At 43.2% G+C, this 11,395-nt stretch carries 11 protein-coding genes; 9 read left to right on the forward strand and 2 right to left on the reverse strand.

What is annotated here, in order from left to right; all coding sequences use genetic code 11:
- The first annotated feature begins 70 nt into the window (after positions 1–70).
- Positions 71–1,033: a S8 family serine peptidase gene (locus GPK60_RS04685; RefSeq protein ID WP_215658966.1), complete on the forward strand. Its 963-nt coding sequence runs from the start codon at positions 71–73 to the stop codon at positions 1,031–1,033.
- A 762-nt stretch (positions 1,034–1,795) separates the two neighbouring features.
- Here GPK60_RS04685 and pdxT read toward each other — a convergent pair.
- The gene (gene pdxT / locus GPK60_RS04690) at positions 1,796–2,365 is read right to left on the reverse strand and encodes a pyridoxal 5'-phosphate synthase glutaminase subunit PdxT (protein WP_215658967.1); all 570 of its coding nucleotides are present in this window, start codon (positions 2,363–2,365) and stop codon (positions 1,796–1,798) included.
- Entirely contained in the window at positions 2,365–3,246 is an 882-nt protein-coding gene (gene pdxS / locus GPK60_RS04695) for a pyridoxal 5'-phosphate synthase lyase subunit PdxS (RefSeq protein WP_022118464.1), read from the reverse strand. Before pdxS ends, pdxT begins: the two co-directional genes overlap by 1 nt.
- Before the next feature lie 169 nt (positions 3,247–3,415).
- On the opposite strand from pdxS, the gene GPK60_RS04700 reads away from it, so the two are divergent.
- From GPK60_RS04700 to GPK60_RS04735, 8 genes are all read left to right on the forward strand, one after another.
- Positions 3,416–4,774: a PLP-dependent aminotransferase family protein gene (locus tag GPK60_RS04700; RefSeq protein WP_346727715.1), complete on the forward strand. Its 1,359-nt coding sequence runs from the start codon at positions 3,416–3,418 to the stop codon at positions 4,772–4,774.
- Positions 4,775–4,886: 112 nt separating this feature from the next.
- Complete coding sequence (locus GPK60_RS04705) at positions 4,887–5,807, forward strand: recombinase family protein (RefSeq protein WP_252191296.1); 921 nt, start codon at positions 4,887–4,889, stop codon at positions 5,805–5,807.
- A 91-nt stretch (positions 5,808–5,898) separates the two neighbouring features.
- Positions 5,899–6,219: a PadR family transcriptional regulator gene (locus GPK60_RS04710; RefSeq protein WP_022118460.1), complete on the forward strand. Its 321-nt coding sequence runs from the start codon at positions 5,899–5,901 to the stop codon at positions 6,217–6,219.
- Positions 6,216–6,839, forward strand: a complete 624-nt coding sequence (locus GPK60_RS04715) for a DUF1700 domain-containing protein (RefSeq protein WP_022118459.1) — start codon at positions 6,216–6,218, stop codon at positions 6,837–6,839. The genes GPK60_RS04710 and GPK60_RS04715 overlap by 4 nt, the downstream gene beginning before the upstream one ends.
- Entirely contained in the window at positions 6,832–7,725 is an 894-nt protein-coding gene (locus GPK60_RS04720; protein ID WP_022118458.1) for a DUF4097 family beta strand repeat-containing protein, read from the forward strand. Before GPK60_RS04715 ends, GPK60_RS04720 begins: the two co-directional genes overlap by 8 nt.
- A gap of 57 nt (positions 7,726–7,782) precedes the next feature.
- Positions 7,783–8,652 carry a S8 family serine peptidase gene (locus tag GPK60_RS04725; RefSeq protein WP_215658970.1) on the forward strand — a complete coding sequence of 290 codons (870 nt, stop codon included), beginning with the start codon at positions 7,783–7,785 and terminating at the stop codon, positions 8,650–8,652.
- A gap of 195 nt (positions 8,653–8,847) precedes the next feature.
- Positions 8,848–9,195, forward strand: a complete 348-nt coding sequence (locus GPK60_RS04730; protein ID WP_215658971.1) for a TnpV protein — start codon at positions 8,848–8,850, stop codon at positions 9,193–9,195.
- A gap of 120 nt (positions 9,196–9,315) precedes the next feature.
- Entirely contained in the window at positions 9,316–11,145 is a 1,830-nt protein-coding gene (locus tag GPK60_RS04735; protein WP_252191297.1) for a phage/plasmid primase, P4 family, read from the forward strand.
- Positions 11,146–11,395: the final 250 nt, after the last annotated feature.

Here is an 11,395-nt window from a genome sequence, read left to right on the forward strand (position 1 = left end):
TATAGAAAAACAGATACAAATTTTTACTTTGCAACATAGTATAGAAACAAAATACAGAAAGCAGCATTTTATGAATGATCAGAAGCTTGAAAATCTTCTAAATCTTGCACTGGATGCTACAGATGCAGAACGGGAAAAATCTTTAAACATGAATTTCGGGTATGACAGGCAGAATCGGATTTGGGAGCTGATCGTGCGATATCACGGTGATCTTTCCGGGGTTGGGGAGCGGACAAAAGAGATTATCCTGTTATCCGGCGGCTATGCGATCATTACGGCAGAAGAGAGCGAGATTGACTGGATTTCCTCGCAGCCGGAAGTCGAATACATCGAAAAGCCGAAAAGACTGTTTTTTTCAGCAGCACAGGGCAGAAGTGCCTCCTGTATCAATCCACTTCAGACCGGGGCATTTGATCTGAGAGGCCAGGGCGTTTTGGTGGCGGTGATCGATTCCGGCGTAGACTATTTTCATCCGGATTTCCGAAATGAGGATGGTACAACCAGAATCATGTCACTTTGGGATCAGACAATTCAAAGACCAAAAAGAAATGATGCAATGGAGACAGATATAACAAGCAAAGGAGAAAATATATCGGAAGAAGGGACAGAAGACACAGAAGACACAGGAAAAATCAAAGAAGGAACCGGCGAAGAAATCCGGGGTGTGGAATATACAAAAGAGCAGATCAATGAGGCACTTGCTGCCGGAAGCAGAGAAGCAGGATATCGCATCGTTCCATCCAGAGATCTGAGCGGACACGGAACGGAAGTACTCGGTATCGCAGCCGGAAATGGTCAGGCATCCGGCGGACAGTATCGTGGTGTGGCATCGAAGAGCGATATTCTGGTCGTGAAAATCGGAACAGCCGGTTCAGAGTTTGCCGGAACCGTAGAACTGATGCTGGCACTGGACTACGTGATCAGAAAAGCGATGGAACTTGGGAAGCCTGTTGCGATCAACCTGAGCTTTGGAAATGTATATGGCTCGCATGTGCCATATACCAGAGGCATTCTTGGATTAAACAGAAGTTAAAAAACAATCCTGCAGCTTAACAACAATTTAATGAAAATGGCAGAATCTGTCTGTTACAATACAAGTAACGAAAGCTTTCGAATCTGAAACGGAGAAAAGACTATGCAGATGAAAGAGGTCATAAGATCAAAGCGAAAAGAGTGCGGTTATACGCAAGAGCAGGTTACGTTCTTTCGAGAAAATAAAAATTGACCGTTGGTTTCCCGGCAGGTGTAAAGAACTGAAATGCCGCACATTTTAAAATAGTGTTTGCAAAAGAATAGTATTGCATGTGCAAATGAACGAATTCCCCGAAGGGCACGTAAAAGTGCCTTCTTGGGAATTGTTCATTTTGCACATTGCTGTACGTTTTTGAACGGCCATAGTTTTTAAAAACACTTCATATCATATTTTACACGCTGGCATGAAACAGCCTTTTGCCACGCTGGCGCACGCAGAAAGTTTTTAGAATCAAAACGTTCCGCATCAAGATAGTAAAAAAGCAGAGGCACCGTGACGGAAATTTACTACCGTTACAGTATCTCTGTTTTTTCGTGTTTTGTAATTTGGCCTGAAAGGACTGTTCCGCTTAAGCGCCCCCCGGCAAGCTAGGAGCTTTTAGCAATGTGCAAAATGAACAATTCCAGAGAAGGTACTCGAACATGGCCGGTACTTAGCAACCGTATTTTGGTTGCTTACGTACCGCTGCCAATGTGAGGTAGCGAGAGCGTGCCTTCGGGGAATTCGTTCATTTGCACATTTATACAAACCTCCGTAAATTTTTTATTTGTCTCGAACCATCGCTGCAAACTTCTCATGAATCCTGGTATCGTTATCCAGTTCCGGGTGAAATGCAAATGCCATTTGATTTTTATACTGCACACCGACAATTTTCCCATCGATCGTGGCAAGGACTTCCACGCCATCTCCTGTCTCTGCGACATATGGTGCACGGATGAAGGTCATCGGGACTTCTCCAACGCCTTTTAATTCAGCGACGGTGCGGAAGCTTCCGAGCTGTCTGCCATAGGCATTGCGGCGGACGCACATCGGGATTGTTCCAAAGTGACATCCTTCCTGGCCGTCCACCTCTGAGGCAAGCAAAATCAGCCCGGCACAGGTTGCAAGGACCGGAATGCCGTTTTCTATCTGTTCTTTTATCGTATCAAACATGCCCAGTTCTTTTAAAAGCTTTCCCTGGACGGTGCTCTCGCCGCCGGGAAGAATGATGCCGTCATAAGGTGTTTCCAGGTCTTTTGCCTGGCGAAGCTCGATACAGTCGACACCGAGACGTTTCAATACATTTTCATGTTCTGCGAAAGCACCCTGGAGTGCCAAAACTGCAACGGTCATTATTTTCCTCTTTCTGCCATCAGTAAGGCGATTTCCTGTTCATTGATGCCGACCATAGCTTCCCCGAGGTCTTCGGAAAGTTTGGCGATCAGTTTTGCATCAGTATAATTAGTAACTGCTTTTACGATCGCAGCAGCTCTTTTTTCCGGATTTCCGGATTTGAAGATACCGGAACCTACAAAGACACCTTCTGCACCGAGCTGCATCATCAGGGCTGCGTCGGCAGGAGTAGCGACACCGCCGGCTGCGAAGTTTACAACCGGAAGTCTGCCGTTGTCATGTACATAGGCAACCAGTTCATAAGGAACCTGCAGTGTTTTTGCAGCTTCAAACAGTTCATCTTCACGCATACTGGTCAGCTTTGCAATTTCACTGTTCATTTTTCTCATGTGGCGTACGGCCTGCACGATATCCCCGGTTCCCGGTTCCCCTTTGGTACGGATCATGGAAGCACCTTCGTTGATACGTCTTAAAGCTTCTCCGAGGTCTTTTGCACCACAGACAAACGGAACACGGAAGTTGCGTTTGTTGATATGATAAACATCATCGGCAGGGGAGAGTACTTCACTCTCATCAATGTAGTCGATTTCGATCGCTTCGAGAACCTGAGCCTCCACGAAATGTCCGATACGGCATTTTGCCATAACCGGGATAGAAACAGCATTCTGGATGCCCTGGATCATTTTCGGGTCGCTCATACGGGAGACGCCGCCCGCTGCACGGATATCAGCCGGGATACGCTCCAGAGCCATGACTGCACATGCACCTGCAGCTTCGGCGATCTTTGCCTGTTCCGGTGTGGTGACGTCCATAATAACGCCGCCTTTTAACATCTGTGCCAGTTCTTTGTTCAATTTATATCTTTCATTTGTTGTATTCATGTTTAAACCTCCTGCTTTGTTTTTTGCAATCTTTACTTTTTACTGGTTTTGAATTATAATGGAAAAGTGACTATTATAAAATTGCCAAAAAAGATATATTCAGTAAGGTCAGATTGGAGAAAATAATCAGATGCTGACATACAGTTTTACAAATATAGGGTCAGATTCGATGTATGAATATTTATATAAATGCATTCGAAACGACATAACACAAGGGAAGATTAAGGCAGGGGAGAAGCTGCCGTCAAAGCGTACTTTTGCAAAAAATCTGGGCATAAGCGTGATCACAGTGGAAAATGCCTATGGACAATTATTAGCAGAAGGTTATATTTATTCCATGCCAAAGCGGGGATTTTATGTCTCAGATCTGAGCAGTGCGACCATGGAAAAGAAGAAGGTCAGAAAGGAACAGCTGACGCTGACAGGGGGAGCGACTTCTTATTTTGCAGATTTTTCCAGCAATCAGACGGACAGCGAGATCTTTCCGTTTACCATCTGGTCAAAGACGGTGCGGGAAGTTTTAAATGACAATCAGAAGCAGCTGATGATCAATCCGCCCTGCGGGGGGATCCTGGAGCTGCGACAGGCGATTGCCCGGTATTTAAAGGAGTTCCGTGCCATGCAGGTCGAGCCGGAACAGATCATCATCGGAGCGGGGACAGAATATCTGCATGGACTTCTGATACAGCTTCTTGGAAATCACCGGATCTATGGAGTAGAGAATCCGGGCTATCATAAAATTGCCAGGATTTATGAAAATATGAAGGTAGAGTATGCAAAAATCTCGCTGGATAAAGATGGTATTTCTGTTCGGGAACTGGAAGAAAAATGCGTGGATGTCATTCATACCTCGCCCTCCCATCATTTTCCGACCGGGATCGTGATGCCGGTCAGCAGGCGTTACGAGTTGCTTGGCTGGGCAGCCAAATCGCCGGATCACTATATCATTGAAGATGATTATGACAGCGAACTGCGGCTGACCGGGAAACCATTTCCGACGCTGCAGAGTATTGATGTGTCAGATCGTGTTATCTATATGAATACGTTTACGAAAACGCTGGCATCAACCGTGCGTATCAGCTATATGGTGCTGCCGCCGACGCTGACGGAAATCTTCTATCAGAAGCTTTCTTTTTATTCCTGTACTGTTTCCAACTTTGAGCAGTATACCCTGGCAAAATTTATGGAAAACGGCAGTTTTGAAAAGCATATCAACCGGCTCAGGAACTACTATCAGACAAAGAGAGATGCGATTCTGCAAGTATTTCAGAAAGAGCCGCTTGGAAAATATGTCACCATCCGGGAAGAAGGGGCGGGTGTGCATTTTCTGATGCAAATCCATACAGAAAAAAGTGAGGGAGAAATCGTAACGGAAGCCAAAGGAAAAGGCATCAAACTGGCACCGCTGTCCCACTATTTTGATGGTGAAAAAGATGGGAATTTTGAAAACACGTACGTGATCAATTATTCTTCGGTGGATCTGACCAATATCGAAAAAGCAGCACAGATACTTTATCGTTTACTGTAATAAATAAAGATTTCCGATACAAATGTATGGCATCGTAGGGCATCTTTTCAGTGCGGTATCGCATATTTATAGCAGAGACAGCGTTTTTCGGAGGTCGAAGGATATGTACCGCATGGCAGGATATTGTCGTCTGTCCAAAGAAGACGGAGAAAACAGAATAAGTGAAAGTATTGAAAATCAGATACGTCTGATTTCAGAATATGTGGATAAAGCCGGGGATATGAAGCTCGTCAGGATGTATATTGACGACGGATATTCCGGGCTTTATTTTTCGAACCGCCCACAGTTTCAGCAGATGATGGCGGATATTTACAAAGGAGAGATTCAGGGAGTGATCACAAAAGATATTTCAAGACTTGGGCGTGAGCATATTGAAACAGGGAATTATATTGAGCGTGTGTTTCCGTCACTTGGCATCCGTTATGTTGCGATTTTAGATGGTGTGGATTCGCTTTGTCACAGCAATGAAGAGCTGGCTCAGTTCAAGGCACTGCTCAATGATATGTACAGCAGAGATATTTCAAAGAAGATACGGGGAACTTTCCAGGTACAGAAAAAGCAGGGGAAATATATGTCCGGTTTTGCACCTTATGGCTATCGAAAAGACCCGACTGACCGTCATCGCTTTCTGATTGATGAGGCAGCAGCGGAAACAGTGCGTAACATCTATACTCTTTATCTGGAAGGCGTTTCCGTACAAAAGATAGCAGAACGGTTGAACAGACAGCAGATTTTGCCGCCGACCGAGTATAAAAGAAAAATCCAGAAATTAAGTTATGTAAACCGTCAGGGAAAAAATCAGGTGCAGAAATGGAATGCACCAACGATTTATAACATTTTGAAAAATCAGGTATATACGGGTGCAATGGTTCAACATAAAACAGAGAAAATATCTTATAAAATTGAAAAATGCAGAAACATTCCGATGGAAGAACGTTATGTGGTGGAAGGAATGCACGAGGCGATCATTTCAAAAGAATTATTTGCAAGGGTACAGGAAAAACGGCAGAGATTTAAAAACAGAAATTCCTGAAAAACAGTTATTGACAAATGGTAAAAGTATGGTAACATATATATAAAATAATTATATATAAAAATTTTATATATACAAAAGGGGTGAGTATATGTACTATTATCCGGTGTCAGCTGTTCTGACGGAATGTCTGATCCTTTCGGTCGTGGAACAGCAGGATTCCTACGGTTATGAGATCAGCCAGACGGTGAAGCTGGTTGCGGCGATCAAGGAATCGACGCTGTATCCTATTTTGAGAAAGCTGGAGACGGGCGGATATCTGACTACTTATTCCGAGGAATTCCAGGGGCGGAAACGAAAGTATTATTCCATCACGGAAGAGGGACGCAGGCAGCTGGCATATCTGAGGAAAGAATGGCGGGAATATCGCAATACTGTAGATGATATTGTGGAAGGGAGAGTGAAAAAATGACGAGACAAGAATATATGGAAGAGCTGAAGAAATATCTGAAGCGGCTTCCGCAAGAAGATTTTGACAATGCCATAGAGTACTTTTCGGAATATTTTGAAGAGGCAGGTCCTGAGAAGGAACAACAGGTTATGAGAGAACTTGGTGAACCAAAAGAGGCAGCAAGAGAACTGTTTCTCAATCTTTTGCAGGAGAGCGTAGAAAAGGATCAGGATATTGTGGAAGAGAAAGCACCGGTCTTAAAAGGAAAGAGACGTTCTCCGGGCAAGATCATTCTTCTTGTATTCCTGGTTCTATGTGCATCACCGGTCAGCCTGGCACTTCTGGCATTTGTTTTTGCAGTGCTGTGTGCGGTGATCCTCACTGTTGCGGCAGTGATTTTTTCGATTGGTATTACCGGCATTGCGGCGATAGCCGGAGGTATTGTGACCATCGGGGTTGGGGGCTCTTTGATCCTGAAATCTGCTGCAGCAGCCTGTATGATGGTCGGAGGTGGATTCCTGATGACGGGAATTGGAATCCTCGCAGGTCTTTTGACTGTATATATCTGCAAATGGTGTGCAAATGGGATCGGACGTCTGGTCAACAGACTTGTAAGAAAGAAGGTGCATAAGAATGAATAAGACTGCAAAAACAGCAATGATAACAGCTCTAACGCTCTGTGTGGTGGGAATGGTTCTTTCAACAGCAGGATATTTTGCAGGTGGAAAGGATTTCAACGATAGTTCCGGACATGTATATGTATCCGGTGGAACAGATTCTGCAAGGAAAAATCTTGAGGTTATGGAAAAGCAGCAGATAAATGCTTTTACAAAACTGAATGTAGATTTTCAAAATTTTGACCTGGATATCAGAAAATCAGGTGATGACTGCTATTACATGGAATATCGAATGGAAAAAGGCGGTAATGAAAATCCACTGACATGGGAAAACAAAGATGGTGAGCTTACGCTTCAGGAAACTTCCGGCGGAAAAGGAAGTTATTATATAAGTTATGATCTTGGAAATCTGCTGCATCATACCGAGACGCAGAAACAGGAAGAAATCAATACAGTGATTCTCTATGTACCGCAGGATGCACGGTTTTCCGAAGCCAGGATTCAGCTTGCCGATGGAGATCTGACTGCAGAACAGTTCTCATGCAAAAATATGACAGCAAACTTTTTGGATGGAGATATGATACTGGATCAGGGAAAATTTGCAGATGGAGTCATTACACTTGCCGATGGCGATCTGAAGACAAATCACAGCAGCTTCAGCGGTAATCTGGAAATAAACAATTCAGACGGAGATGTTTTCATACAAATGGAAAACGGCAATGCAGCAAAGATGAATATTCACCTGAAAACCACAGATGGAGATGTGATCACAGACAATCTGCCGCAGGGCAAATCGGAACGCAAAGAAGACAGCTCTCTTTACGAAAACAATGTCGATGGCGCCACATCAACGCTGAATGTAATATGCAGGGACGGAGATATTACTTTGATCGAATCTGCAAAACAATAAAAGTTATCTCTATATGGCTCACATGACGGGACTTCACTTCTGGAAACATACATTGACATGATTTCCGGTATGTGGAAGAATGTGATCTGCGTGGGCACCGGAAATGAAGGGAACACAGGCGGGCATATTTCAGGAAAGCTTGGTCAGCAGGAAGAGAGAATCCTGGAATTCGGGATTTCGCAGCAGGAGCCGGTGATGAACATTCAGCTCTGGAAGTCGTACGTTGATCAGTTTCAGATTATATTGATTCATCCGGATGGTGAAAGCTTCGGACCGCTTCAGGAGCGTCTTGGAGCACAGAGAATCCTGGCCGGGAATACAGAGATTCTGATCTATTACGGAGAGCCGAAGCCCTACACTACCGCTCAGGAGATTTATTTTGATTTTATCCCAAAAGGTTCTTATGTCGATGACGGCGTCTGGAAGATCCGTCTGATTCCGCAGAAGATCGTGGAAGGAAATTATCATCTGTGGATGCCGTCTGCCGCTCTTTTAAATCCATTGACGCACTTTTTTTCGCCAACGGTTGACACGACTCTGACCATTCCTTCAACGGCAAGGAATGTGGTTGCAGTCGGAGCTTACAATGCACGCCTTATGACATATGCTCCGTTTTCCGGCCGTGGTTACACAAGAGGAAACACACAAGTAAAGCCGGATATCGTGGCACCTGGCGTAGATATCGTGACAACCGCTGTGGGAGGTTCCTACACAGGTGTGACCGGAACCTCTTTTGCCACGCCGTTTGTGACAGGGTCAGCGGCACTGATGATGCAGTATGGCATCGTACAGGGAAATGACCCGTTTCTTTATGGAGAGAAAATCCGGGCATATCTTCAAAGAGGTGCACAGAGATTAACAGCACTTGTGGGATATCCGAATGAGATTGTGGGGTATGGGGAGGACGTTATAATAAGGTTACATTGAAGAAAGTCAGTAAAATCAAGTGTTTCCGTTCATTTTCCCAACACAGAAACGAAGCACTTTCACCATGATTTTGAAGAAAATCTGCCCGGGTTGGATTCAAAATGATATGGAAAGAAAGATTTGTAGCAATGACGTAACATGAACAGTTGGTTCTGTTACAGACAACAGTTTAAACGAAAGAGAGGTCATAGGGATATGAAACTGACTTATACAAATGTAAATGGATACCTGATTCCGAACCTCACCTATAAATCCGGTGAGCAGATGGAACAACTTGGCAAATATGGATTCTTACGCAGAGATTATCTGAAGAACCATCGGAATTCAACGTATCAGGTGATGCTTTTACAGGATTCCATTGGAGGGCATCTTCTGGAAGTGGACAAGGCAGCCAGAGAACGGGAAGAAGTGCTCCTGAAGCAGTTGGAAGAAAAAGAACCACTGCCAGATAAGGAGAAAAATCAGATGACATGGGTAAGAGCAGCCAATCAGCACAGAGCGATTGCAGAAGAGATTATCCTGAAAGAATTGATTTATGTATAAGGAATGCCAGTAATCAATCTGGCAGGTAACTGATAAAAATAGAATATTGTGAGCGAAGTAAGGCGTGAGTCATAAAATATGGCTTGCGTCTTTCTTTTTGCCTGAAAGGAAGTGATAAGTTTGAACAAGAAGTTTTTGAAGCATTATATGGAAACCAATCCAGAAGGGACAGCACAGACCTATATCTTTCTGGTGGACAATCAGGATATAGCGTTGAATATTGTGATGTCAGGTTATCAGGCACTTTGCCTGGTGCAGGAAGATGACGGATATTATTTCAGTGCAGATTCCTTTATAGAGGAAATGAGGTCTATTCAGTTTACTGGAAGCTGTCAGAGTGCCTATCATTATGTGGCTGCCTGTACGGTGAAGTGGATGAATGATAAGTTACAGATATTTTTCAAAGACGCTGGTCTTGATGGAAAAGCAGGCTGGCAGTTGTTCAAAGAGAAAGAGTACCTTGGCAAATTGGATAATCAGAAAGAAGTTGAGAAACTACTGGAACAGTATATTCTTCGGTTTGAACGAGAACCGAAAGAACAACCGGAACTGAGCCGTTTTCATTTATTTGATGCAAAAGGGAATGTGAAAGGCGTCCGGGATATGGAGATTGTAGATTATCTGGTGGAGAATGTTCAGTTTTTTGTGGTAGGAATTACACCTTATTATTATGAACATGGTGCCTATTGGGAAGATCATAATGGGGTGAGAATGAAATACCGTATACAGAAGCTGATCTATCGAGATCAGATACAGAGTGGCGTAATTAAAAGAATTTATAATCTGCTGATTACACAGCCGAAAGTTCACCGGGAGGCATATGAACTAAATAAGCAGCCTGTGCGGTGGATTAATTTTAAAAATGGATATTATGATCCGATTACGGGTGAAATGCTGGAACACAATCCGGATTATCTGACAATCAATCAGATACCATTTCCCTATTATCCGGAAGACAGAGAGCAGGTGATGCAGGGCGGCGAAAATATCAAAAAATATCTTGCATCCTCTCTTCCAAATATAGAAGAACAGCAGACGTTCTGGGAGTATTTTGGATACTGCATGACACAGGATACGCAGTTTCAGAAATTCCTTACACTGAAAGGAAATGGTGGAACCGGAAAGTCTGTGGCAGTATCGCTGATTCAGCATGTAGTTGGAATCAACAATATGTCCAGCATTTCTTTACAGGATTTAAATAAACGATTCTATGCGACTGGAATGTACGGAAAGCTATTAAATGCCTGTGCGGATATTCCATGCAAGGCAATGGAGAATACAGATGTATTAAAGAAAGCAGTCGGTGAGGACACACTGATTTATGAGAAAAAAGGACAGGATGCAATTCATTTCCACTCTTATGCAAAGCTGCTTTTTTCTACCAATGAAATGCCACAGAATCTTGAGGACAAGTCAGATGCTTTTTATCGTAGACTACTGATTCTCGATATGAACCGGGTAGTAAAAAGTGGTGAAAAAGATCTGCACTTAAAGGAAAAGGTACAGGCAGAATCCGATTATGCAATTCATATGGCGATGATTGCATTGAAAAATCTGTACGAACAGGGAAAGTTCACGGAGAGCGAACACAGCAAAGAATGTGTAAGAGAAGTGCAACGGACGTCAGATAGTATCTGTGCTTTTATTGATGAGTCATTGGTGCGTGCCAAAGGGAAACGTCTGAAACGAAGTGAAGTGTTCCATATGTATGAGGAATACTGCAAAGAGAATGGCAGACAGGGGCATGGTAAATCCAACTTTTTCAGGAATATGACAGATAAAGGTTTCCTTCTGAAGCAGTACAATGGTGAGTTCTATTATCAGGATATTGCAGTTAAGGAAGAAGATTTTTGTCCTGTAGATCCAGAAGAAAGAATACCTTTTGAAGAAACAGATATAGATTATAAACAGTTACAATTAAATATGAATCAGGGAATTAAGGGCATTTAGGGCAAAATAAGCAAAAAGAAATGTTACCGGAGCAGGAGAAATAACAAAGATAGCTGCCAGAGTACATAAAATTTTGCTTTTTTTACACTGATTGCCCTTTTTCAGGTATCAACGTTTTAGCTGATACAAATATAGGTTTTTCCCGAATTTGGGAGAAAGTCAAAAATAAATATTAAGCCTGCAAATAAAAAGTCAAGGCTAAATTGAAGAACATTGAAAATTTTATACAGGTTGAAAATTAGGTATCAAA

Source organism: Ruminococcus sp. MCC718, from assembly GCF_018783905.1.
Lineage (GTDB): Bacteria > Bacillota > Clostridia > Lachnospirales > Lachnospiraceae > Hominisplanchenecus > Hominisplanchenecus faecis.